Raw genomic sequence first — 23,339 nt, 5'->3', positions numbered from 1 at the left:
CTGCTTTCCCCTCTGTGAATCGGCTGCCGCAATGCCTATCTTCGGCGCAACCAGAATGACCGGGAAAGGCAGCGCAGTGGGCATCACCGACCTTGCCGAGGACATCGGCCGCAGCATCGAGGGGCTCGGCTCCTCGGTTTCCGAAGCCCTGTTCGAGCCGGTGATCCGGCTGGGCGTCACCGGGCTTTCGCGGGCGGGCAAGACCGTTTTCATCACCTCGCTGGTGGCCAATCTGCTCGACCGCGGCCGGATGCCCGCGCTGACCGGGGCCGGGCGGATCCGCGCCGCTTATCTCAAGCCGCAGCCCGACGACACCGTGCCGCGGTTCGATTATGAAAGCCATCTTGCCAGCATGACCGGCCCCGCGCCCAGCTGGCCCGAGGGCACGCGGGCGGTATCGGAACTGCGGCTCAGCTTCCGGCTGCAGCCTTCGGGGATGCTCGGCGCGCTTTATAAGCCGCGCACGGTGCATCTGGATATCGTGGACTATCCCGGCGAATGGCTGCTGGATCTTGGCCTGATCGAGAAGACCTTCGAGGAATGGTCGGCAGGTGTGCTGGACCGTCTGCCCGGCCGCCCGGGCTCCGATGCCTTCTTGCAAACGCTGGACGAGATCGACCTTTACGCCCGGTTTTCGGAAACCGCGGCGAAGGCGCTGGCGGAAAGTTTCACCGCGCATCTTGTGGCCTCGCGCGAGGCGGGGTTTTCCGATTGCTCGCCGGGGCGGTTCCTGCTGCCGGGCGAAATGGCGGGCTCGCCCGTCCTGACCTTCGCGCCGATCCCGCCCGCCACCTATCCGCGCGACTCTTTGGGCCGCGAGATGGAACGCCGCTTTGACGCCTACAAGCGCGAGGTGGTGAAGCCCTTCTTCCGCGATCACTTCGCCCGGATCGACCGGCAGGTGGTGCTGGTCGATGTCTTGGGCGCCATTCACGCCGGGCCCGCCGCCTTGGAGGATCTGCGCCAGTCTATGGCGGCGATCCTCTCGGCCTTCCGCCCCGGCGTGCCCGGGTTCCTGCTGACGTTGCTCGGCGCGAAGCGGGTGGAGCGCATCCTTTTTGCCGCCACCAAGGCCGATCATCTGCACCACATCCAGCATGCGAAACTGACCGCGATCACCGAGGCTTTGCTGCGCGAAGCCAAAGGACCGCGCCAGTTTTGCCGGGGCGGAAACCGCGGCGATGTCTCTGGCCAGCTTGCGCACGACGACCGAAGACATCATCCCCCATTCCGGCGAAGACCTGCCCGCGGTGCGCGGGCGGCTCGCCGATGGCCGCTCGGTCGCGCTTTACCCGGGCGAATTGCCCGCTGACCCGGCGGAACTCCTCACCCCCGCGCGCGACGGCGCCGAGGACTGGCTGGATGCCGATTTCGGCCTGATGAATTTCGCCCCCCGCGCCCGGTGTTTTGCGCCCGGGCGAGGGCCCGCCGCATATCCGCATCGACCGCGCCGCCGAATTCCTGATCGGGGACAAGCTGTGAAACGACCTGTCATTCTGGAACTGGACGCCCCGCCCGCCTCGCCCGCCGAGGCGCCGCCGGTGATCGACCAACCCGCTTTCGAGGCAGCGCCGCAAGGCCGCGCCATGCAGATTGCGGCGAAACTGGCCGCCCGGCCGCGCTCGCGGCTGACGCGGTTCTTCTGGCAGGCGACCGGGGCGCTGGTGGGCTTCCTGATCACCGTGGCGCTGTGGACTTTCGTCACCGGGCTGTTCGCCGCCAATCCGGTGCTGGGCTGGGTGGCGACTGGGCTTTTGATCCTGTTCCTGATCGCCTGCGTTCTGGTCGGTCTGCGTGAGCTGACGGCTTTCGCCAAGCTTGGTCGTCTCGACAAGCTGCATCAGGAGGTGATCGAGGCGGCGAACCGCGACGATCTGCGCGCCGCGCGCAAAGCGGTCGACCGGATGGCAAAGCTCTATTCCGCCCGGCCCGAGATGAAATGGTCACTCGCCCGCCTGCGCGAGCGCGCGCCCGAGCAGCTTGATACCCAAACCCTGCTGCGGCTGACCGAAACGGAACTCATGGCGCCGCTTGATGCCGCCGCACGGCTGGAGATCGAGGCGGCGACGCGCACCGTGGCGACGGTGACGGCGCTGGTTCCCCTCGCCTTGGCCGATGTGGCCACGGCGCTGATCGCCAACCTGCGGATGATCCGCGGCGTGGCCGAGGTTTACGGCGGCCGCGCGGGCAGCCTTGGGGCGCTGCGACTGGCCCGCACGGTGATGACGCATGTGATCGCGACAGGCGCGGTCTCGGCGGGCGATGACCTGATCGAGACGATGACCGGCGGTCATCTGGCCGCGAAAATCTCGCGCCGCTTCGGCGAGGGCGTGATCAACGGCGCGCTGACCGCCCGCGTCGGCATCGCCGCGATGGAGGTCTGTCGGCCCATGCCCTTCGCAGCGCTGCCCCGCCCGAAAGTCACGCAACTGACCGGCGGCGCGCTGAAAGGCGTCTTCACCAGATCGAAAGACGAAGACTGAGCTTTCTGCTTTTTCTTGGTCCAAATACGCCCTTTCCCCGGTCGGGGCAGGGCGCTTCAGCGCAGATTGGGAACCGCATCGGGGGGCCGCCCGACATCCTCGACCCCCATCCGCAGCCCCTTGCCGATCCGATGCGCCAAGGCCGACCAGCCCGCCGCCGCCGCCGGGTCGAGCAGGTCGTGCAAGACGGCATCAAAGGTCGCCAGCCAAAGCGGAAAATGCCCGCCCTCCACATCGCCCGCGCGGCGGTGCGAGATCATCGGGCTGCCCTCATAACCCTGCATGTGCAGGATCGAGCCCTTCCAGAACCGGGCGATCTTCGCCTCGTGATGCGCCCAGTCGGTCACATGCGCGGCAAAGATCGGCGCCAGATCGGGATGGGCGCGGACGCGGGCATAGAACTCGGCCACCACGGCCTCGATCTGGGCTTCGGTGACGGGGAAACGGGGGGGCAGGGCGGTGGACATGGGCCAAGGATACACCGCCACCGCGGCGCGTCCAGTCAGCCCGCGTCGAAAAGGTCGGTCTGGACCGGAGTTTGCGCCACCGGCTGCAATGGCGCCTCAAGCCCCAGATGGCGCCAGGCCCGGTGCCCCAGTATCCGCCCGCGCGGGGTGCGTTGAATGAGCCCCTGTTGCAACAGGTAAGGTTCGATCACCTCTTCCAGCGCATCGCGGCTTTCGGAAAGCGCGGCCGAGAGCGTTTCCACCCCCACCGGCCCGCCGCCGTAATGTTCGGCCATCAGCATCATGTAGCGCCGGTCGGCGCCATCGAGCCCCAGATGATCGACGCCAAGCCGCGTCAGCGCATTGTCGGCCAGTTTCCGGGTCAGCCGCCCGTCGCCCTCGACCAGCGCGAAATCGACGACGCGGCGCAAGAGCCGCCCGGCAATCCGCGGCGTGCCGCGGGCGCGTTTGGCGATCTCGCGCGTGCCGTCCGGATCGGCGGGAATGCCCAGAAGCCGCGCCCCGCGCGAGACGATCAGGTCCAGCTCGTCCTCGGTGTAGAATTGCAGCCGGGTCGGGATGCCGAACCGGTCGCGCAGGGGGGTCGTCAGCAGGCCAAGGCGTGTGGTGGCGCCGACAAGGGTGAAGGGCTGCAGCTCGATCCGCACGGTGCGCGCCGCCGGGCCTTCGCCGATCACCAGATCGAGCTCGAAATCCTCCATCGCGGGGTACAGCACCTCCTCGACCGCCGGGTTCATCCGGTGGATCTCGTCGATGAAGAGGACATCGCGGTTTTCAAGGTTGGTCAGGATCGCCGCCAGATCGCCCGCCCGCGCCAGCACCGGGCCGGAGGTCATCTTGAAATTCACGCCCAATTCGCGGGCCATGATCTGCGCAAGCGTGGTTTTCCCCAGCCCGGGCGGGCCGTGAAACAGCGTGTGATCCATCGCCTGACCGCGCATCTTCGCGCTTTCGATGAAGACGCGCAGGTTCGCCCGCGCCTCGGCCTGACCGATGAACTCCTCCAGCACCTGCGGGCGCAGGGCGCGGTCGGCGTCCTCGGGCAGGCGGTCGGGGCGGAGGGTCGGATCGGGTTCGGTCATGCTTGGCTTTCAGCGTCGGAGCGGGGCTCTGCCCCGCACCCCGGGATATTTGTCCCAAGGTGAAAAGGCTAGTCCTTTGGCGCGAGGAGGCGCAGCGCGGTGCGGATCAGTTTTGCCGTGTCGGTGGCCTCGGGGTTTTCGCTGGCCCGGGCGACGGCAGTGGCGGCGTCCGAGGGGGAATAGCCGAGGTTGGTCAGGGCCGAGAGCGCCTCGGCGGTGAAGTTCACCTGCCTTGTGGCCGCGGGGGCGGGGCGCTGGGCGGGTTTCGGGTCGGCCTCGATCACCGCGTCGGAGGGGGCGGTGTCGACGGTCAGCGTGCCGCCCATCGCCATCACCGTGGGCGCCTTGTCCTTGAGTTCCATCACCACGCGCTGCGCCAGTTTCGGCCCGACCCCGGGGGCGGCCTTGATCGCGTTCCAGTCGCCGAGCGCCAGCGCGCGGGAGACGCCCTCGGGGCCAAGCGTGCCAAGGATGGCGAGCGCGGCTTTCGCGCCGATCCCCTGCACCGAGGTCAGCAGCCGGTGCCATTCCTTTTCGATCAGCGTCGGAAAGCCGAAGAGTTGCAACAGGTCTTCGCGCACCAGAAGCTCTGTGTAAAGCGCGCAGGCTTCGCCCACCGGGGGCAGGTTGGCGGCGGTGCGGGAGGAGACATGGACGATATAGCCCACGCCGCGCACGTCGATCAGCACATGGTCCATGGCGCGGTGCAGGATCACCCCGGCGATACGTCCGATCATGCGCCTGTCCTCCGGATCCGGGCTTGCCCCGCGGTGATGTCCAGCGCGCCGCGGCCGAGCATCGCCGCCGAGGCGCGGCGCGCCGATTGCAGATGATGGGCGTGACAGATCGCAATCGCCAGCGCATCCGCCGCATCGGGCCCGTCAAAGGTGACGCCCGGCAGCTGGTGGCGCACCATGTGCTGCACCTGCCCCTTGTCGGCATGCCCCACCCCCACCACGGCCTTTTTCACCGCATTGGGCGCATATTCCCCGATTTCGAGCCCGGCCTGCGCGGGCACCAGAAGCGCAATCCCCCGCGCCTGACCCAGCTTCAGCGTCGCCACCGCATCCTTGTTGACGAAGGTCTGTTCCACCGCCGCGGCCTCGGGGCGATGCGTGGCGATCACCGCCGTCAGCCCCGCATGCAGCACGACAAGGCGTTTAGCCAGATCCGTGCCCTCGGAATGGATGATTCCATTCGCGATGTGCCGCAAGCGCGGGCCATCGACCTCGATCACCCCCCAGCCGAGGTTGCGTAACCCCGGGTCGATCCCGATCACCCGCATGTGACTGCCCTTTTGCCTGTGGCATTTTTTCCGCATTTAGCACAAAAGCAGAACATCGGAAAGGGCAAAGCAGAGCGGGCCAAGCCGCGCCCAACGGCGAAGAGCAGACGAAACCGGCGAAAGCGACGTTTGGCAGCCGAATGCGTCAGTCACAATGACGAGGCGGCTGGCAAAATGCCAAAGCCCGCCGCGGCGCTGCCAAGGCCCCGAAAAGCCATGCAATATCTGCATGGCGGGGCTGATCGGGGTGCGCTTGTTTTCACAAGATGCCTTGATTAACTGCCCAATCAACAAAGAAGCGCCCAACAAAACAGCAGTCTGAAAAGGAACCCTGTCATGTCCGCCCTCGACACCCTTGCCCTTTCCGCCCGCCATGGCCGGGCCGGGATGTTTGCCCGCCTGATCGACGCGGTGACGCTGTGGAACGATGCCCGGCTGACGCGGCGGGCGCTGTCGCGGCTGAGCGACCGGGAACTGAACGACATCGGCCTGACCCGGTACGACATCGACAGGATCGGCCGCTAAGCCCTCCAGAAGCGACAAGGACCGCCGGTCGCCCGCGCGGCCCTGCGCGTGTCAGTGAAGCAGGCTGTGCAACTGGGCTGCGATGAATTCGGTCGGCGCATCGGCTTTCAGAACCCAGGCGCCAAGCTGCTCGGCGGTGTTGCCCTCGGCCAGAACCGCGACCCGATGCGCATAGGTCTCCGGGCCCACCTGCGCCAGGATCGCGCCCTTGAACAGCAGCATCCCCAGAAAGACCAGCGCCAGGCCGCGCCAGGGAAAGGCCCGTCGTTCCTTCGGACGATGGCTGTCGAAATAGGCGCGGCCCAGGGCCCCGGTGGCCTCGAAGGCGCCCCCGGCGGCGTGAATCTGGTCGATCCGCGCAAGGCGGCGTTCAAAGCTGGCATGAACCGAGTTACGCATGACACACTCCGGAAGGAAAACCGGCCGAAAGGCAAAGATGCCTAACGACTGATTAACGACTATGCCGCAGTTTTGGCAATCCGGCGAGACAGCTTTGCCGCGATCAGTTCCGCTGCAGAACCAATGTCGTCCAGTCGCCGTGATTGTCGCGCGAAACAAGACGGAAATCCTGTGCCACATAGGCCTCGATCACCTCGTCGCCCTGTTCGATCAGGATCCCGGACAGGATGACAAGACCCGATTCGGCGCAAAACCGGCCCATGTCGGGGGCGAGCGAAATCAACGGACCTTTCAGGATATTGGCAAAGATCAGCTCGAAGGGCGCGGCGGATTGCAGATCGGGATGGGCGAAGCCCGCCGCCTGCAGGCAGATCACCCGTCCCGCCAGATCATTGCCGGTGACATTCGCCGCCGCGGTCTCGACCGCGACCGGGTCGATGTCCGAGGCCAGCACCGTCTCGGGCCAGAGCTTCGCCGCCGCCATCGCCAGAACGGCGGTGCCGCAACCGATGTCGACCGTGTTGCGCGGATGAAAGCCCTCGCCCGCCAGCCGGTCCAGCGCGGTCAGGCAGCCCAGCGTCGTGCCGTGATGGCCGGTGCCGAAGGCCATGGCGGCGTCGATCAGAAGCGGGATCGACCCTGCGGGCACCTTGTCGGCATCATGGCTGCCATGCACGAAAAACCGCCCGGCCACGACCGGGGCCAGTTCGCGTTTCACATGCGCCACCCAGTCGGTTTCCGGCAATTCCGAAATGACGAAGCCGCTGGCGCCATAGGCCGCGGCGAGCAGATCGAGCACGATGTCATTCGGGCGCTCCAGAAAATAGGCGCCGACCTCGAAATTGCCCGAGCCATCCTCGATCTCGAAGACGCCGACGCCATAGGGGCCGGGGTCCAGATCTTCCAGCCGCTCGGCCAGATCGTCGGCAAGCTCGCGCTCGGGCAGGACGGCAAAGGCGGTGAAGGTGGTCATGGGCGGGCTCCATTGGTTTTGCCCCCAATGGCGCGAAAGGGGCGGGCGGTCAATCGAAAGCGGGGCTACAGGAAGCTTTGCGGGTCGATGTCGATGGCGAGGCGGACGGAATTGGGCTGTTTCACCCCGCGCAACCAGGCCCGGATCGCCTGTTGCAGCGGCGCAGTCTTGTCGGCGCGGATCAGAAGCCGGACCCGGTGACGGCCGCGGATGCGGGCGATGGGGGCGGGGGCGGGGCCGTAAAGCTGCGCGCCGATGCGGCGCAGCGGGCCGTCGTGCTGCGCAAGGTCATTGCCATAGGCAAAGAGCGGCTCGATCTCGGGACCCGAGAGGATGATCCCCGCCATCCGGCCAAAGGGTGGCGCGCCCGCGGCCCTGCGGCCCTCGGCTTCGGCCTTCCAGAAGGCCTCCTCGTCGCCGCCCAGAATGGCGCGGATCACCGGATGTTCGGGCTGATAGGTCTGCAACAGCGCCAGCCCGGGTTTTTCCGCGCGCCCCGCGCGGCCCGCCACCTGCCGCATCAGCTGAAAGGTGCGTTCCGCCGCGCGCAGGTCCGAGCCCTGCAGGCCCAGATCGGCGTCGATCACGCCCACCAGCGTCAGAAGCGGGAAATTGTGCCCCTTGGCGACAATCTGCGTGCCGATGAGGATGTCGGCGCCCCCCTGCGCGATGCTCTCCACCGCCTCTTTCAGCGCCCGGGCCGAGCCGAAGAGGTCCGAGGACAGCACGGCCACCCGCGCGGTGGGAAAGCGTTCCGCCACCTCCTCGGCCAGCCGTTCGACGCCGGGGCCGACGGGGGCCAGCTTGCCCTCGACCCCGCAGGCGGGGCAGGCGGTGGGAATGGGTTTCGTCTCGCCGCATTGATGGCAGACGAGGCGCTTGAGGAAGCGATGCTCGACCATCCGCGCGTCGCAATGATCGCAGCCGATCTGCTGCCCGCAAGCGCGGCACAGCGTGACCGGGGCGTAACCGCGGCGATTGAGGAACAGCATCGCCTGTTCGCCGCGCGCGAGCGTCGCCAGCACCGCGCCGACAAGGCTGGGCGAGATCCAGTGCACGGGCTCGATGCGTTCGTCGCGCATGTCGATCGCCCGCATCTCGGGCAGTTCCGAGGCGCCGAACCGCGCGGCCAGATCAATGCGGCGGTATTTGCCCGACGCCGCATTGACCCAGCTTTCCAGACTGGGCGTGGCCGAGGCCAGAACCACCTGCGCCCCCACCAGCGAGGCCCGCAAGACGGCCATGTCACGGGCGTTGTAAAGCGCCCCCTCCTCCTGCTTGTAGGAGGTGTCGTGTTCCTCGTCGACGACGATCAGGCCCAGATCCTGAAACGGCAGGAACAGCGCCGAGCGCGCGCCGACCACCATCTGCGCGCCGCCCGTCGCCACCATCCGCCACAGCCGCCGCCGCTCGGATTGGGTGACGCCGGAATGCCACTCGCCGGGACGGGCGCCGAAGCGCGCCTCGACCCGGGACAGGAATTCCGAGGTCAGCGCGATTTCCGGTAGCAGCACCAAAGCCTGCCGCCCCCGGCGCAGACAGTCGGCCACGGCTTCCAGATAGACCTCGGTCTTGCCCGATCCAGTGACGCCCTTGAGCAGCGTCACCCCGAATCCCTCGCCCTTCAAAGCCGCGGCGGCCGCCGCCTGATCTTCGGACAGAACCTTGCCCGGCAGGGTGAAATCGAGCCGCGGCAAGGGCAGGTCGCGGGGCTGTTCGGTCTCCTCGATCGCGCCGAGCTTCACGAGCCCCTTCACCACCTGCGGCGTGACGCCCGCAAGCTGCGCCAGTTCGGTCAGATAAAACCCCGCGCCGCCATGATCTCGCAGCACGGCCAGCACCTTTTCCCGCGCGTAGGTCAGCTTGCCCGGCGTCCCTGTGCCCAGCCGATAGATCCGCCGCGCGCCGGGCGGATCGAACAGCCCCGGCGTGCGCGTGGCCAGCCGTAACACCCCGGGCGCCGAAGTCATCGTATAGGCCCCCATGCGGATCAGGAACTCCTGCAACTCTGCCCGCATTGGCGGCACGTCCATCACCCGCGACACCGCCCGCAGCTTGCCCGCCTCGAACCGGCCATCGCCCGCGCCCCAGACGACGCCGACGACCCGGCGCGGCCCCAAGGGCACCTCGACGAAGGCGCCCGGAAAACAGCCGCCCTCGGGGGCAAGATAATCCAAAGGCTTGCCGATCGGCTCGGCGGTCAGCACCGAGACGCGCGCGCCTTCGGGAAAGAAGCCCGGCTCAGACATGCCCGGCCTCGCGCCCTGCAACGCCTCCGGCGGGCGTATTTGCGCCAAGAAAAAACGGATGGGCTTTTTCTTGGCTGAAATACGCGCGGGGGGAGAGGCCGTCAGGCCGAGGGGGGCGGCAAGCCCCCCGTCTCGCCCGATTCCGCTCTCGCCATTTCCGGCTGTTTGCGCTAAATCGCGGCCAGACAGAGCGCAGGAGGCCCTTCATGAAATTCTTCGTCGATACCGCCGATGTGGCAGCCATCAAGGAGCTGAACGACCTCGGCATGGTCGATGGTGTCACCACCAACCCGTCGCTGATCCTGAAATCGGGCCGCGACATCCTCGAAGTGACGAAGGAAATCTGCGACATGGTCTCGGGCCCGGTCTCGGCCGAGGTGGTGGCGACCGAGGCGGCCGAGATGATCGCCGAAGGGCTGAAACTGGCCAAGATCGCCTCCAACATCGCCATCAAGGTGCCGCTGACCTGGGCGGGCCTGACGGCTTGCAAGGCTTTCGCATCCGAAGGCCACATGGTCAACGTCACTCTGTGCTTCTCGGCGGCGCAGGCGATCCTTGCGGCCAAGGCGGGCGCGACCTTCATCAGCCCCTTCATCGGTCGTCTAGATGACATCAACCTCGATGGCGTGCAGCTGATCGAGGACATCCGCACCATCTACGACAATTACGGCTTCAAGACCGAGATCCTCGCCGCCTCGATCCGCTCGGTCAACCATATCACCGATGTCGCCCGGATCGGCGCCGATGTCATCACCGCGCCGCCCTCGGTGATCAAGGCGATGGCGAACCACCCGCTGACCGACAAGGGGCTGGAGCAGTTCCTGAAAGATTGGGCGAAAACCGGCCAGTCGATCGTCTGACCCGTGTCCAAGGCGCCGCGGACCCGCCTTTTTCGGCAGGTCCGCGGTAATATTAACAAATTTAACCTGCATTTAACCAGAATCTGTGTCAATTTCCACATAACCCGCTTACGAGAGGCTGGCATGACCGACACGGCTTTTGCACCCGAACTGCGCGACAAGATCATCTCCGATCCTGACGTGATCCTTGAGGATCGCGATCTGATGCGGGCGCTGATCACCGCGAACGAACGCGCCATGGGCGCCAATATCGTCGACCTGCGCGGTGTGGCGATGGAGCGGCTGGAACGCCGCCTGGACCGGCTTGAAGACACCCACCGCTCGGTGATCGCCGCGGCCTATGAGAATCTCTCGGGGACGAACCAGATCCACCGTGCCGTGCTGCGGATGCTCGATCCTGTCGATTTCGAGGCTTTCCTGAAGAACCTCGGCACCGAAGTCGCGGAAATCCTGCGGGTGGACAGCGTCAAGCTGGTGCTGGAAACGCTGCAAGATGACAGTGACCCGGCGCTGCGCCGTCTGGGCGATGTGCTGTGCGTGGCCGAGCCCGGCTTCATCCAGGAATACATGCGCGCCGGTCGTGGCGGGCAGGTGCGCCCGGTGGTGCTGCGCCAGACCCTGCCGCATTCCGAGGCGATCTATGGCGAAGCCGCGAGCTGGATCCGCTCCGAGGCGCTGATGCGTCTGGATCTGGGCGAGGGGCGCTTGCCGGGCATGCTGGTGATGGGCGCCGAAGACCCGCATCAATTCAAGCCCTCGCAGGGCACCGACCTGCTGGCCTTCTTCGCCGGCGTGTTCGAACGCGGCATGCGGCGCTGGCTGAGCTGATGTCGGTGGGGGTCTCGCCCGCCGCACGGACGGCGATGGCCCTGTGGATCAGTCACTTGCGGGCGATCGACGGGGCGGCCAGTCACACGCTGACGGCCTATAGTTCCGATGTGGCCGGATTTCTGGCCTTTCTGCATCAGCATCGGGGCGAAAGTCTCGGGCTGGCACAGCTGGCCGGGCTTGGCCAATCCGACATGCGGGCCTGGATGGCGCATGAACGCGGGCGCGGGCTTTCCAGCCGCTCGCTGGCGCGGGCGCTTTCGGCGGTGAAGAATTTCATCCGCTGGCTGGCGGCGCGCGAGGGCTTTGACGCCACCCATGTGCTGTCGGCCCAGGCGCCGAAATATCAACGCAAGCTGCCCCGTCCGCTGAGTGTCGAGGCCGCGGCCGAGGTGCTGGAACAGGTCGAGGTGCAGGCGCAGGAACCCTGGATCGCGGCGCGCGATTCGGCGGTGATGACGCTGATGTATGGCTGCGGGCTGCGGGTCTCCGAGGCCTTGGCACTGAAAGCATCGGATGCGCCCCTGCCCGAGGTGCTGCGTGTGCGCGGCAAGGGCGACAAGGAACGGCTGGTGCCGGTGCTTCCGGCGGCGCGCAAGGCGGTGGCCGATTATCTGCGGCTCTGCCCCTTCCCGATGTCGCGTTATGAGCCGCTGTTCCGCGGCGCCCGCGGCGGGGCGCTCAATCCGCGGCTGGTGGCGAAGTCGATGGAACGGGCGCGGCTGGGGCTTGGCCTGCCCGCGACGGCGACCCCGCATGCTTTGCGGCACAGTTTTGCCACGCATCTGCTGGCCGAAGGCGGCGATCTGCGCGCAATTCAGGAACTTCTGGGCCATGCGAGCCTTGCGACCACGCAGGTCTATACCGCCGTCGATCAGGCGCGACTCATGCAGGTCTATCAGGCCGCACACCCCCGCGCCTGAGCCATAAACCCCGCTAACCCGTTACAATCCAAGCGGTTATAAGCGAAGGTTTAGGGGGGATGTAAGGCTTCGTTCATCCTCCGGGAGCAGCGTCAGGGCACGCAGTCATCCAGAAAGGATCGTATGATGAGCGTTTCCTCCCTGACCTCTCTGTCCTCGTATTCGAGCACCAGCGCGCTGGCGTTGCTGCAACAAGCATCGGGCAGTTCCTCTTCGAAGACGACCTCCTCGACCTCGTCGAGCTTTGCCACCGGCGGTTCGCCGCCTCCGCCCCCTCCGCCGCCGGCTTCGGCCTCGGGTGGGGCCGACAGCCAGTCGCTGTTCGAGGCGCTGGCAACCAATGACGATGCCGATGGCGACGGCGCCCTGTCGCAAGCGGAAATCGACGCCAGCCCGGTGGCCGATCTGCTGTCCGCGCAGTTCGGCTCGATCGACACCGATGGCGACGGCCTTTTGACCGAAACCGAATTCACCGCGGCAGAAGACGCGATGAAATCGGGCGGGGCGGGTGGCATGCAGGGCATGTCGGGTCCGCCCCCCGGCCCGCCACCTTCGGGCCCGCCGCCGGGTTCGGAAAGCGAGGACGACACGACCTCCTCGAGCATCACCACCGCGGCACAATCGCTTTACGAGTCTCTTTTCTCCGCGATGACTTCGGAAAGCAGTTCTTCGGACACGGTGACGATCGACCGCGACACGGCCAGCCAGTTCCTGTCGCTGCTCAAGGCGGTCGCGTAAGCGACATCGTGACCATGGGCCGGGCCGGGGTGCGCCCTCGGCCCGACTTGCACGCCTGAGCGGTTTCGGGCAGGAAGGGCCATGGACATTCGTTTCAAGGCCCTCTCCGTTCACCTTCTGACCGCCACCGGCGCGGTGCTGTCGATGCTGGCGATGCTGGCCGCGGTCGAGGAAAAATGGTCGCTGATGTTCCTGTGGCTGGTCGTGGCGCTGATCGTCGATGGCGTCGACGGGCCCTTGGCGCGGCGGTTCGACACCAAGCACAACTGGCCGACGCATGACGGCGTGCTGATGGATCTGATCGTCGATTACCTGACCTATGTCTTCATCCCGGCCTATGCGCTGTTCAAATCGGGGCTGCTGCCGGGCTGGACCGGATGGCTTGCCATCATCGCGATCACCTATGCTTCGGTGATCTATTTCGCCGATACGCGGATGAAGACCAAGGATTGCTCCTTTTCCGGCTTTCCCGCCTGCTGGAACATGGTGGTGCTGGTGCTTTTCGCGATCTGGCCGTCGTATTGGGTGACGCTGGGGGTGGTTCTGGCGCTGGCGGTGGCGATGTTCTTTCCGCTGAAATTCATCCACCCGACCCGGACCCGGCGCTGGCGGCCGCTGTCGCTGACGATGGCGCTTCTGTGGACCGCCTTTGCCGCCCGCGCCGCCTGGGTGAATTTCGACGAAGGCAGCTGGGCGCATTGGGGCCTTGTCGTGACCTCGGTTTATCTCATGTTCGCGGGGATCGCGCAGCAGATCATCCCGGCGCGTCATCCCGATTAAAGCCGGGTCAGCACCACGCCCGCGACGATCAGCACGGCGGCGGTCGCCTTCGACCGGGTCATCTTTTCGCCAAAGACCAGCCAGCCGATCAGCACTGCGAACAGGATCGCGGTTTCCCGAGTGGCGGCCACCAGCGCGATCGGCGCCTTGGTCATCGCCCAGATCGAGATCGCATAGGCGCCATAAGAGGCCGCCGCCCCCGCCGCCGCCATCCCCCAATCCTTCAGCGGCGCGACGGTGAGGAAGCCCTTCGGCCGCGTGAAGGTCATCACCAGACCGAAGAGCAGCCCGCCCCCCACCATCAGCCAGCCGACATAGCCCGCCGCATCCCCCGCGACGCGGGCGCCCAGCCCGTCGGTCAGCGTATAGGTGGCGGTGGCGCAGGCCGAGCCGAAGGCAAAGGGCAGAAGCTTGCGGCTTTCGCCATCGGTGAAGACGCCGCGCGCCATGAAGAGGATGCCCAGCCCCAGCACGCCGATGCCGACATAGCCAAGCGGCGCGATCGTATCGAGCGCGAAAAGCGCCGAGACGATCGCGACCATCATCGGCGCCGTGCCGCGGGCAATGGGGTAAACCCGGCTCAGGTCGCCCTGTTCATAGGCATGGGCCAAGAAATACTTGTAAAAGAAATGCACACAGCTTGCGGCGATGACCCATTTCCAGGCGGCGACCTCGGGCCAGGGTCGGGAGAGCGCGATGGCAAGGCCGACGGCCGCTTCCATGTAGCTCAGCATCACCATGGCGCGGATTTTTGATCCGCCAAAGCGCAACAGCGCATTCCAGAGCGCATGCAGGAAAGCGGCGGCCAGAACCGCGAGAAGAATGGACAGGCTCATCGCCGCGGCCTCCGGCTGTCATGCAATCGTCACATCGGTAGCGAGGGGCGGCAGGCGGGGCAAGGGGGGCGCTGCCCCCCGTCCGCAAGCGGACTCCCCCCGGGATATTTGCACCAAGGTGAAAGGGCATCCCGGGATCTGCTTTCACCTTGGCGCAAATATCCCGCGGGGGTCCGGGGGCGCGAAGCCCCCGGCGCCGGTCATGTTCAGCCCAACACCGAATTGCAGCGCGCGCAGGTGCAGGGATGCTTGTGGCTGCCCACATCGGGCAGGATCTTCCAGCAGCGCTCGCATTTTTCGCCCTCCGCCGCCTCGAAGACGACGGCGATGCCCGGCACTTCGGGCAGGCGGAACGCCTCGGCGGGGGCCGGGTCGGTGCTCAGGCTCAGATCCGAGGTGATGCAGATATCGGCGAAGTCGACCGATTTCAGCGCGGCCTCGAGCGCGGTGTCCTCGACATGGACCACGGGCGCGGCTTCAAGGCTGGCGCCGATCACCTTGGCGGTGCGCTGCACCTCGAGCGCCGCCGTGACGACGCGGCGGGCGCGGCGGATGCCGTCCCATTTCGCGGCGAGATCCGGGTTCAGCCAGTCGGACGGGGTGGCGGTGAAGTCCTCCAGATGCACGGAATTCGCCTCGCCCGGGAAGCGGCTCAACCACACGTCTTCCATGGTGAAGGGCAGCATCGGCGCCAGCCATTTCGTCAGCCGCTGGAACAGTTCATCCATCACCGTGCGCGCGGCGCGGCGGCGCAGGCTGGTGGGGGCGTCGCAATAAAGCGCGTCCTTGCGGATGTCGAACCAGAAGGCCGAGAGATCGACGGTGCAGAAGGTGAAAAGCGTCTGGAACACGCCCTGGAAGTCGTAGGCCGCATAGCCCGTGCGCACGGTGGTGTCGAGTTCGGCCAGACGGTGCAGCACCCACCGTTCCAGTTCCGGCATCTCGGCCGGGCTGACGCGCTCTTCCTCGGCAAAGCCCGAGAGCGCACCGAGCATGAAGCGCAAAGTGTTGCGCAGGCGGCGGTAGCTGTCGGCGGTGCCTTTCAGGATCTCTTTGCCGATCCGCAGATCGACGGTGTAATCCGATTGCGCCACCCACAGCCGCAGGATGTCGGCGCCGTAATCCTTGATCACGTCCGCCGGGGCCACGGTATTGCCGAGCGATTTCGACATCTTCATGCCCTTTTCATCGAGCGTGAAGCCGTGGGTCAGCACGCCGCGATAAGGCGCCCGGCCCTTGGTGGCGCAGGCCTGCAGCATCGAGGAATGGAACCAGCCGCGGTGCTGGTCGGTGCCCTCGAGATAGAGATCGGCGATGCCGTCCGCGGTGCCATCCTCGCGGTCACGCAGCACGAAAGCATGGGTGGAGCCGCTGTCGAACCAGACATCGAGCACGTCGAAGACCTGGTTGTAATCCTCGGGGGTTGACGATATTGCCCAGCATCCGCTCCTTGAAGCCGTCGGTATACCAGACATCGGCGCCCTCGGCCTCGAACGCCGCCGAGATGCGGGCGTTCACCTCGGGGGTTGCGCAGCAGGAAATCGGGGTCGGTCGGCTGCGCGCCCTTCTTGGTGAAGCAGGTCAGCGGCACGCCCCAGGCGCGTTGCCGCGACAGCACCCAGTCGGGCCGCGCCTCGATCATCGAATAAAGCCGGTTGCGCCCGGTGGGCGGGGTCCATTGCACGAGCCGGTCGATCGAGGTCAGCGCGCGTTGGCGGATCGTGTCGCCATATTGGCCCATGCCGTCTTCCAGCTTCGCGTCGATGGCGGCGAACCATTGCGGCGTGTTGCGGTAGATGAGCGGCGCCTTCGAGCGCCACGAATGCGGGTAGGAGTGTTTCAGCTTGCCCTTGGCCAAAAGCGCCCCCGCCCCGTGCAACGCCTTGATGTTGCTGACGTTCGCAGGCCCTTCCTTGCCATCGGCAAGGATGATCGCCTGCCCGCCAAAGACGGGCAGCGAGGTCCGGTAAGTTCCATCCGGCTCGACGTTGTAGGTCATCGGCAGATGGAATTTGAGACCCATCTGATAGTCGTCATCGCCGTGGCTGGGCGCGGTGTGGACAAAGCCGGTCCCGGCGTCGTCGGTGACGTGATCGCCCGGCAGCATCGGGACGTCATAGTCCCATTCGCCGTTACCGTCCGCGATGCCCGCATAGGGGTGGGCGAGAATGATTTTCGAGTTTTCGTCTACGAAATGCACGGAGGTGAGCTTTTTCGCCGTCAGCTTCGCAGCCTTGAAAACGTCTTCCGAGAGTTTCTCAGCGACAACTAGGATTTCCCCCACTTTGCCCGTGCTGTTCTCCGCGCATTCCTCAACGCGATAGATCGCGTAGTCGATGCCCGGGTTGAACGACACGGCTCGGTTTTGCGGGATCGTCCAAGGTGTCGTTGTCCAGATGACGATGGCGGCATTTTTCCAGTCTTCCAAAGTGAAACTGGATGAAGTGTCACTGAACACCGGAGTGACTTCGAAATCTTTAACCTTGAACCGCACCCAGATCGTATGGCTGGTGTGGTCGTGATACTCGACCTCGGCCTCGGCAAGCGCCGTCTTTTCAACCGGCGACCACATCACCGGCTTCGAGCCCTGATACAGCGAGCCGTTCATCAGCAGCTTCATGAACTCCTCGGCGATCACGGCTTCCGCATGGTAATCCATCGTCAGATAGGGGCGTTCCCATTTGCCGGTGACGCCCAGACGCTTGAATTCCTCGCGCTGGATGTCGATCCAGCCCTCGGCGAAGCGGCGGCATTCCTGACGGAAGGCGACGGTGTCCACATCGTCCTTGTTCAGGCCCTTGGCGCGGTATTGTTCCTCGATCTTCCATTCGATCGGCAGACCGTGACAATCCCAGCCCGGCACATAGCGCGCGTCGCGGCCCATCATCTGCTGGCTGCGGACGATGAAGTCCTTCAGGATCTTGTTCAGCGCATGGCCGATGTGCAGATGCCCGTTCGCATAGGGAGGGCCGTCATGCAGCACGAACGGCGCCCGGCCGGTTTTCTCGCGCAGCCGGTCATACACGCCGATCCGCGCCCAGCGGGCCAGCCAATCGGGTTCGCGCCCCGGAAGGTTCGCGCGCATCGGAAAGTCGGTTTCGGGCAGAAAGACGGTGTCGCGGTAATCGACGGTAGTCTCGGGCGTGTCGGCGCTCATCATGCATCCATGTCTGGCTGAGGGGGGCGCAAGGCGCCCGGCATTTGAACTGGGCACCTCCGTGCCCGGGGCTTGGCGAATATCTCCCGGCAACCCTGACGCGTCAGAGCGCCGGGCCGGTAATTCGATGTCTGAAGCAAAGCCCGGTCATGGCGGCGTTATAGGCGGGCCAAGGGGGGCGGGCAAGCGCGAAGGCCCCCGGGCAGCTGCGTCATCGCTTGCCAAACCGCGGGAAAAGCCCATCATCGGGGCAAATACGCAGGAGGCAGACGTGAGCGATCAACCCGGGGTCGTCGATCTTTTCATCATCGGCGGGGGGGTGAACGGCTGCGGCATCGCCCGCGACGCGGCGGGGCGGGGGCTTTCCGTGACCTTGGCCGAACAGGGGGATCTGGCGCAGGGGACCTCCTCGGCTTCGACCAAGCTGTTTCACGGCGGGCTGAGGTATTTGGAGTTCTTCGAGTTCCGTCTGGTGCGCGAGGCGCTGGAGGAGCGCGAGACGCTACTTGTGGCGATGCCGCATATTTCCTGGCCTTTGCGCTTCGTTTTGCCGGTGCATGCGGGGATCAGGTTCGACACGACAACGCCGACAAGCCGGCTGTTGAACCTGGTCTTTCCCTGGATGAAGGGGCGGCGTCCGGCGTGGCTGCTGCGGTTCGGGCTTTTCCTTTATGACGCAATGGGCGGGCGCAAGATCCTGCCCGGCACGCGCAAGCTTGACCTGACGCGCGACAAGATCGGCCGCGCGCTGAAGCCGGGGATGGGTCTGGCCTGGGAATATTCCGATTGCTGGGTGGAGGATTCGCGGCTGGTGGTGCTGAATGCCCGCGATGCCGCGGCGCGGGGGGCGAGCGTGCTGGTCGGCACCCGGGTCACTGGCGCGGCGCGGCAGGGCGACCATTGGCGCATCGAGACCGAGGGGCCTGCGGGCAAGGCTGTGCATCTGGCGCGGGGGCTGGTGAATGCCGCCGGGCCCTGGGTCGGGCAGGTGCTGGGCCTGATCGACGCGCCGAAATCGCCCGCGCAGGTGCGGCTGGTGCGCGGCAGCCATATCGTGACGCGCAAGCTGCATGATGACCCCCGGGCGCTGTTCCTGCAGGGCGCGGATGGGCGGATCATTTTCATCATCCCTTACGAGCAGGATTTCTCGCTGATCGGCACCACCGAGGCCGCGCATGAGGCCGCCCCCGAGGCCGCGACCTGTTCCGAGGCCGAACGCGATTACCTGCTGGCCTTCGTCTCGCAATATCTGGCCAAGCCCGTCACGGCCAAGGATGTCGTCTGGTCCTATGCCGGGGTGCGGCCGCTTTATGACGACGGGGCCAGTTCCGCCACCGCGGCCTCGCGCGATTATGTGCTGGATCTGCAGGCCGAAGGTCCGGTGCTGCTCAATGTCTTTGGCGGCAAGATCACCACCTATCGCCGTCTGGCCGAGGCGGCCTTGGCGAAGCTGGCGCCGCATTACCCCGGCCTTGGGCCCGATTGGACCGCCCGCGTGCCGCTGCCCGGGGGGGATTTCTTCCAGACCGGCGTCAAGGCGCTGATCGAGCGGTTGCGGGTGCGCTATGGCTTTCTGGGGCAGGCGGGGGCGGGGCGGATGGCGCGGGCCTATGGCACCGAGGCTTTCGCCATTCTGGGCGAAGCAAAAAGCCGCGCCGATCTGGGCCGCGATTTCGGCGCCGGGCTGTCCGAGGCCGAGGTGATCTGGCTGATGGACCGCGAATGGGCGCGGCGGGCCGAGGATGTGGTCTGGCGGCGCACGAAACTGGGCCTGCGGCTGAGCGCCGATCAGATCGCGGTGCTGGATCGGTTCATGCTGGACCGGGGGGCGCGATGACACGGATTCTGGCGCTGGATCAGGGCACGACCTCGACCCGGGCGATTGTCTTTGAGGCGGCTCTGCGCCCCTTGGCCACGGCAAGCCGCGAATTTCCGCAGATCTTCCCCGCGCCCGGCTGGGTCGAACATGACCCGGAGGCGATCTGGGCGACGGTGCTGTCCACCATCCGCGAGGCGCTGGCGCAGGCCGGTCCGGTCGCCGCGCTGGGCCTGACCAACCAGCGCGAGACCACGGTGATCTGGGACCGTGCAACCGGCGTGCCGATCCACAATGCGATTGTCTGGCAGGATCGTCGCACCGCGGAGATTTGCGCGGGCCTGAAGGCGGAGGGCCTTGAGCCCCGGATCACCGAACGCACCGGCCTGCTGCTGGACCCGTATTTCTCGGGGACCAAGGTGAAATGGCTGCTCGATAGCGTCCCCGGCGCGCGGGACCGGGCCGAACGGGGCGAGCTGGCCTTTGGCACCATCGACAGTTTCCTGATCTGGCGGCTGACCGGCGGTCGGGTGCATGCGACCGATGCCACAAACGCCGCGCGGACGCTGCTTTATGACATCGGCCGCAATGAATGGGATGCGGAAATCTGCGATCTTCTGGGCGTGCCCATGGCGCTTTTGCCCGAGGTGAAGGATTGCGCCGATGAGTTCGGCACCACCGATCCGGCGCTCTTTGGCGCCGTGATCCCGATCACCGGGGTGGCGGGCGATCAGCAGGCGGCGACGGTGGGTCAGGCCTGTTTCACGCCGGGCATGCTGAAATCGACCTATGGCACCGGCTGCTTTGCGCTTTTGAACACCGGGGCCGAAAGGGTCGTGTCGCAAAACCGGCTGCTCGCCACCATCGCCTATCGTCTGAACGGAGAGACGACCTATGCGCTGGAAGGCTCGATCTTCATCGCCGGGGCGGTGGTGCAATGGCTGCGCGACGGGCTGGGGGTGATCGCGCGGGCGGCCGAGACGCAAAATCTGGCCGAAGCGGCCGATCCGGCACAGGATCTGGTGATCGTGCCCGCCTTTACCGGGCTGGGGGCGCCTTACTGGAACCCCGACTGCCGCGGCGCCATCTATGGGCTGACCCGCAACACCGGGCCCGCCGAATTTGCCCGCGCGGCGCTTGAAAGCGTCGGGCTGCAGACGCGCGATCTGCTTGACGCGATGCGGGCCGATTGGGGCGCGGCGGGGCAAAACGTGCTGCGCGTCGATGGCGGTATGGCGGCCAGCGACTGGACGATGCAGTTCTTGGCCGACATTCTGGGCGCCCCGGTCGATCGCCCCGTCATCACCGAAACCACCGCGCTCGGCGCCGCCTATCTGGCCGGGCTCGGCGCCGGGATCTGCCCGCCGCCTGCGGAGTTTGCGGCGCATTGGGCGCTTGACCGCCGCTTCACCCCCGCCATGGCCGATGTGGACCGGGCGCGGAAACTGGCCCGCTGGCAGCGTGCGGTGGCGGCGACGCTCGCGGTCTGAGCCTTGGCAAGCCCAACCCCATCGCTTACGCTGCCGCGCAGCGACAGGGGGTGGAGATGAGTGACACAAGCACGATGCCAAGCGCCGAGGAGATCGCGGCGCTCTTCACCGGGGCCGCGGGCTATCGCTTTGCGCGCTGGGGGCGGCCGATCGTGCCGGTGGTCTTTGGCGTCGACGCGGCCACGCTGGCCATCGTCAAGGGGGCGACCGAGGCGGTGGTGGTGCTGGCCAATGCGAAGATGGCCGAAACCGATGCCGAGATCGGTGCCAATCTGATGATCTTCTTCTTTCGCGACTGGCAGGAATTGCTGGAAGTTCCGAACCTTGACCAGATGATCGACGGGCTGTCCGACATTGTCGCGCGGCTGGATGATGCCGGGGCGAACCAGTTCCGCACGTTCCGCTTTGACGATGCGGGCGCCATCCGCGCCTGCTTCAGCTTCATCCGCATGGATGCCTCACTGGACGAGGTGCCCGCCGAAACCATCGCGCTCAATCAGGCGGTGCAGATGATCCTGACCTGGGGCGAGCGTGCCTTTGCCGCCCATCCGCCGCTGGCCGAGGCGCGGGGCGTGGCCGTCATCCGCCCCGAGATTGCGGCGGTGATCCGCGCGGCCTATGATCCGGTGCTGCCCGCCTGCGCGACGGATGCCAGCCATGCGCTGCGGCTGGCGGCACGGATCGGACTTGGGGGGGCGGCATGAGCCACGCATTCAACCTGCGCGTCTATTACGAAGACACCGATCTGGCGGGCATCGTCTATTACGCCAATTATCTGAAATTCATCGAACGCGGCCGCAGCGAATGGGTGCGCAGCCTTGGCGTCGATCAGGTCGCGCTGAAACGCGATCACGGGCTTGTCTTTGCCGTGCGCCGGGTCGAGGCGGATTATCTCAAACCGGCGAAATTCGATGATGAATTGCGGGTCACGACCGAACTTCTGGCCGAAACCGGGGCGCGGATCGTGCTGGATCAGGCGGTCTGGCGGGGCAATGACAAGCTTTTTGCCGCGACGGTGACGCTGGTCTGTCTGACCGAAACCGGGGCTGCCGCGCGGCTTCCGGCCGAAATCCGCGCAAGGATCGCACCGAAACTGCATTGAAACTGCTGCAGGGCAGCATTCTGCCACAACAATGACGCAGTTGTTATGGCGCTGCCCCTCAATATCCGGTAGAATCACTGCTAAGAGGCCCGACAAACGGGACCCGTATGAGAGCAGTGACCAATGGACCAGCAAACCCTTGCCATGGCGGCAGCGGCGCCGGAGATGGATTTCTCCTTGCTTGCGCTTTTCCTGCGCGCCTCGCTGACCGTGAAACTTGTGATGATCGTGCTCACCCTGGCCAGTTTCTGGTCGTGGTCGATCATGATCCGCAAGTATATCTCGTTCCGGGCCGCCCGCGCCGAGGCCGATGCCTTCGACCGCGCCTTCTGGTCGGGCGAACCGCTTGACGAACTTTTCGACCAGATCGGACCGGCCCCCGATGGCGCCTCCCAGCGCATCTTTGCCGCGGGCATGCTGGAATGGCGCCGCAGCCACCGCCATGATGGCGAGTTGATCACCGGGGCGCAGGCGCGCATCGAACGCTCGATGGATGTGGCGATTGCGAAAGAAGGCGAGGCGCTGAATTCGGGCCTGTCCTTCCTCGCCACCGTCGGCTCGACCGCGCCCTTTGTCGGGCTGTTCGGCACGGTCTGGGGGATCAAGGTCGCCTTCGAGGAAATCGCGATTTCGCAAAACACCTCGCTTGCGGTCGTCGCGCCGGGGATTTCCGAGGCGCTGGTGGCCACGGCCATCGGTCTTGTCGCCGCCATCCCGGCGGTCATCGCCTATAACAAGCTCTCGTCCGACGCCGACAAGATCACCTCGGGTTACGAGGCCTTCGCCGACGAATTCTCGACCATCCTTTCGCGCCAGCTGGACGCTTAAGCGATGGGCGCGGGGGTGATGAAAAAGGGCGGAGGCGGCGGCCGACGCCGCCGCGGCGGCAAGGGCAAACATGCCGTCATGGCCGAAATCAACGTCACGCCGATGGTCGACGTGATGCTGGTGCTGCTGATCATCTTCATGGTCGCGGCGCCGATGATGACCGTGGGCGTGCCGCTGGAACTGCCGAAGACCGCCGCCAAGGCGGTGCCGACCGAACAGGAAGAGCCGCTGGCGATTTCGTTGCAGCTGGATGGCACGATCTCGCTGATGAACGAACCCGTGCCCGAGGAAGAGTTGGTGAACCGGCTGCGCGCCGTCTCGGCCGAGCGGGAAAGCGACAAGGTCTTCCTGCGCGCCGATGGCGGCATTCCCTATGCCCGCGTGGTCGAGATCATGGGCGCGCTGAACGCCGGGGGCTTTGCCAATATCATCCTCGTGACCGACCCGGGCGGGCCGACGCTGACCGGCGGCACGGCACAAACTGGCACTGCGGCCAAAACAGGGAACTGAGGCGCGCC

The 23,339-nt window shown here is 66.1% G+C and carries 21 protein-coding genes and 2 pseudogenes; 14 read left to right on the top strand and 9 right to left on the bottom strand.

What is annotated here, in order from left to right:
* Window positions 1-76 precede the first annotated feature (76 nt).
* Window positions 77-1,482 (top strand): annotated as a pseudogene (locus tag ACTTAG_RS16815) (YcjX family protein).
* Window positions 1,479-2,483 (top strand): YcjF family protein, encoded by a 1,005-nt coding sequence (locus tag ACTTAG_RS16810; protein WP_444463344.1) that lies wholly within the window; start codon window positions 1,479-1,481, stop codon window positions 2,481-2,483. Before ACTTAG_RS16815 ends, ACTTAG_RS16810 begins: the two are co-directional and overlap by 4 nt.
* Before the next feature lie 56 nt (window positions 2,484-2,539).
* Here the strand turns inward: ACTTAG_RS16810 and ACTTAG_RS16805 are convergent, their stop codons facing one another.
* From ACTTAG_RS16805 to ruvC, 4 genes are all read right to left on the bottom strand, one after another.
* On the bottom strand, window positions 2,540-2,950 hold the full coding sequence (locus ACTTAG_RS16805; protein ID WP_444463343.1) for a group III truncated hemoglobin: 411 nt from the start codon (window positions 2,948-2,950) through the stop codon (window positions 2,540-2,542).
* 35 nt (window positions 2,951-2,985) lie between these two features.
* Complete coding sequence (gene ruvB, locus ACTTAG_RS16800; RefSeq protein ID WP_444463342.1) at window positions 2,986-4,032, bottom strand: Holliday junction branch migration DNA helicase RuvB; 1,047 nt, start codon at window positions 4,030-4,032, stop codon at window positions 2,986-2,988.
* A gap of 68 nt (window positions 4,033-4,100) precedes the next feature.
* Window positions 4,101-4,769, bottom strand: a complete 669-nt coding sequence (gene ruvA / locus ACTTAG_RS16795) for a Holliday junction branch migration protein RuvA (protein ID WP_444463341.1) — start codon at window positions 4,767-4,769, stop codon at window positions 4,101-4,103.
* Complete coding sequence (ruvC, locus tag ACTTAG_RS16790) at window positions 4,766-5,317, bottom strand: crossover junction endodeoxyribonuclease RuvC (RefSeq protein WP_444463340.1); 552 nt, start codon at window positions 5,315-5,317, stop codon at window positions 4,766-4,768. Before ruvC ends, ruvA begins: the two co-directional genes overlap by 4 nt.
* A 336-nt stretch (window positions 5,318-5,653) precedes the next feature.
* Here ruvC and ACTTAG_RS16785 point away from each other — a divergent pair, with 336 nt between their 5' ends.
* Window positions 5,654-5,842, top strand: coding sequence for a DUF1127 domain-containing protein (locus ACTTAG_RS16785; RefSeq protein ID WP_444463339.1), 189 nt, complete (start codon window positions 5,654-5,656; stop codon window positions 5,840-5,842).
* A gap of 51 nt (window positions 5,843-5,893) precedes the next feature.
* Here ACTTAG_RS16785 and ACTTAG_RS16780 read toward each other — a convergent pair whose 3' ends face one another.
* The 3 genes from ACTTAG_RS16780 to ACTTAG_RS16770 form a co-directional block, all read right to left on the bottom strand.
* A complete protein-coding gene (locus tag ACTTAG_RS16780) occupies window positions 5,894-6,241 on the bottom strand; it encodes a hypothetical protein (protein WP_444463338.1) in 348 nt (115 codons plus the stop codon).
* A gap of 103 nt (window positions 6,242-6,344) precedes the next feature.
* Entirely contained in the window at window positions 6,345-7,214 is an 870-nt protein-coding gene (locus ACTTAG_RS16775) for a 50S ribosomal protein L11 methyltransferase (RefSeq protein ID WP_444463337.1), read from the bottom strand.
* 65 nt (window positions 7,215-7,279) lie between these two features.
* A complete protein-coding gene (locus ACTTAG_RS16770) occupies window positions 7,280-9,463 on the bottom strand; it encodes a primosomal protein N' (RefSeq protein WP_444463336.1) in 2,184 nt (727 codons plus the stop codon).
* Between the two features lie 206 nt (window positions 9,464-9,669).
* Here ACTTAG_RS16770 and fsa point away from each other — a divergent pair, with 206 nt between their 5' ends.
* The 5 genes from fsa (at window position 9,670) to ACTTAG_RS16745 (ending at window position 13,592) form a co-directional block, all read left to right on the top strand.
* The gene (gene fsa / locus ACTTAG_RS16765; protein ID WP_444463335.1) at window positions 9,670-10,323 is read left to right on the top strand and encodes a fructose-6-phosphate aldolase; all 654 of its coding nucleotides are present in this window, start codon (window positions 9,670-9,672) and stop codon (window positions 10,321-10,323) included.
* A 123-nt stretch (window positions 10,324-10,446) separates the two neighbouring features.
* Window positions 10,447-11,151: a DUF484 family protein gene (locus tag ACTTAG_RS16760; protein WP_444463334.1), complete on the top strand. Its 705-nt coding sequence runs from the start codon at window positions 10,447-10,449 to the stop codon at window positions 11,149-11,151.
* Window positions 11,151-12,074, top strand: coding sequence for a tyrosine recombinase XerC (locus ACTTAG_RS16755; protein WP_444463333.1), 924 nt, complete (start codon window positions 11,151-11,153; stop codon window positions 12,072-12,074). The genes ACTTAG_RS16760 and ACTTAG_RS16755 overlap by 1 nt, the downstream gene beginning before the upstream one ends.
* 126 nt (window positions 12,075-12,200) lie before the next feature.
* Window positions 12,201-12,812, top strand: a complete 612-nt coding sequence (locus ACTTAG_RS16750) for a hypothetical protein (protein WP_444463332.1) — start codon at window positions 12,201-12,203, stop codon at window positions 12,810-12,812.
* A gap of 81 nt (window positions 12,813-12,893) precedes the next feature.
* Entirely contained in the window at window positions 12,894-13,592 is a 699-nt protein-coding gene (locus ACTTAG_RS16745) for a CDP-alcohol phosphatidyltransferase family protein (protein WP_444463331.1), read from the top strand.
* Here the strand turns inward: ACTTAG_RS16745 and ACTTAG_RS16740 are convergent.
* Together ACTTAG_RS16740 and ileS are read right to left on the bottom strand one after the other, a co-directional pair.
* Window positions 13,589-14,428: an EamA family transporter gene (locus ACTTAG_RS16740; RefSeq protein WP_444463330.1), complete on the bottom strand. Its 840-nt coding sequence runs from the start codon at window positions 14,426-14,428 to the stop codon at window positions 13,589-13,591. The two genes, ACTTAG_RS16745 and ACTTAG_RS16740, sit on opposite strands and share 4 nt — an antisense overlap.
* Before the next feature lie 206 nt (window positions 14,429-14,634).
* Window positions 14,635-17,585 (bottom strand): annotated as a pseudogene (ileS, locus tag ACTTAG_RS16735) (isoleucine--tRNA ligase).
* Between the two features lie 271 nt (window positions 17,586-17,856).
* Here ileS and glpD point away from each other — a divergent pair.
* The 6 genes from glpD (at window position 17,857) to ACTTAG_RS16705 (ending at window position 23,331) form a co-directional block, all read left to right on the top strand.
* Window positions 17,857-19,422, top strand: coding sequence for a glycerol-3-phosphate dehydrogenase (gene glpD, locus ACTTAG_RS16730; RefSeq protein WP_444463329.1), 1,566 nt, complete (start codon window positions 17,857-17,859; stop codon window positions 19,420-19,422).
* Entirely contained in the window at window positions 19,419-20,891 is a 1,473-nt protein-coding gene (gene glpK / locus ACTTAG_RS16725; protein WP_444463328.1) for a glycerol kinase GlpK, read from the top strand. Before glpD ends, glpK begins: the two co-directional genes overlap by 4 nt.
* A 56-nt stretch (window positions 20,892-20,947) precedes the next feature.
* Complete coding sequence (locus ACTTAG_RS16720) at window positions 20,948-21,595, top strand: hypothetical protein (protein WP_444463327.1); 648 nt, start codon at window positions 20,948-20,950, stop codon at window positions 21,593-21,595.
* Window positions 21,592-21,993: a tol-pal system-associated acyl-CoA thioesterase gene (gene ybgC, locus ACTTAG_RS16715; protein WP_444463326.1), complete on the top strand. Its 402-nt coding sequence runs from the start codon at window positions 21,592-21,594 to the stop codon at window positions 21,991-21,993. The genes ACTTAG_RS16720 and ybgC overlap by 4 nt, the downstream gene beginning before the upstream one ends.
* A 123-nt stretch (window positions 21,994-22,116) precedes the next feature.
* Entirely contained in the window at window positions 22,117-22,821 is a 705-nt protein-coding gene (gene tolQ / locus ACTTAG_RS16710) for a protein TolQ (protein ID WP_444463325.1), read from the top strand.
* 3 nt (window positions 22,822-22,824) lie between these two features.
* Window positions 22,825-23,331 (top strand): ExbD/TolR family protein, encoded by a 507-nt coding sequence (locus ACTTAG_RS16705; protein ID WP_444463324.1) that lies wholly within the window; start codon window positions 22,825-22,827, stop codon window positions 23,329-23,331.
* Window positions 23,332-23,339 lie beyond the last annotated feature (8 nt).

The sequence above is a fragment of the Rhodobacter capsulatus genome (genome assembly GCF_052363185.1).
GTDB lineage: Bacteria > Pseudomonadota > Alphaproteobacteria > Rhodobacterales > Rhodobacteraceae > Rhodobacter > Rhodobacter capsulatus_E.
Note: the sequence above shows the minus strand (reverse complement) of the source record. Positions and strands in the feature narration are given on the sequence as shown.